This window comes from Corynebacterium sp. UMB10321 (assembly GCF_030228725.1).
Taxonomy (GTDB): Bacteria; Actinomycetota; Actinomycetes; order Mycobacteriales; family Mycobacteriaceae; genus Corynebacterium; species Corynebacterium pseudogenitalium.
In genome coordinates, this window is the sequence record NZ_JASOZC010000066.1 from 1 (window position 1) to 251 (window position 251).

1 protein-coding gene is annotated in these 251 nt (G+C 60.6%); it reads left to right on the forward strand.

Going from position 1 to position 251, the window contains the following annotated elements; translation table 11 throughout:
* The coding region (locus tag QP752_RS11325) for a phage virion morphogenesis protein (RefSeq protein ID WP_284805552.1) at positions 1–251 on the forward strand (251 nt) is incomplete at both ends.

Below are 251 nucleotides of genomic sequence, written 5' to 3' on the forward strand. Positions count from 1 at the left end.
TACGCACCCGGCGCATCAACCAGGACAGCACAAAGCGCGTCCCCATGTTCGTAAAACTGCGCACCGCCCGCTACCTGAAAGCCCGTGCAGATGCCTCCGGTGTGACGGTGGGTTACAGCGGCGTGGCCGCACGTATTGCACGCGTTCATCAGTTCGGTGAGCGCGATCAGGTTGCGCCGGGCATTTTCACCGATTACCCGGTACGTGAGCTGCTGGGCATCAGCCAGGCAGATGAGCGCCTGATTTATAAC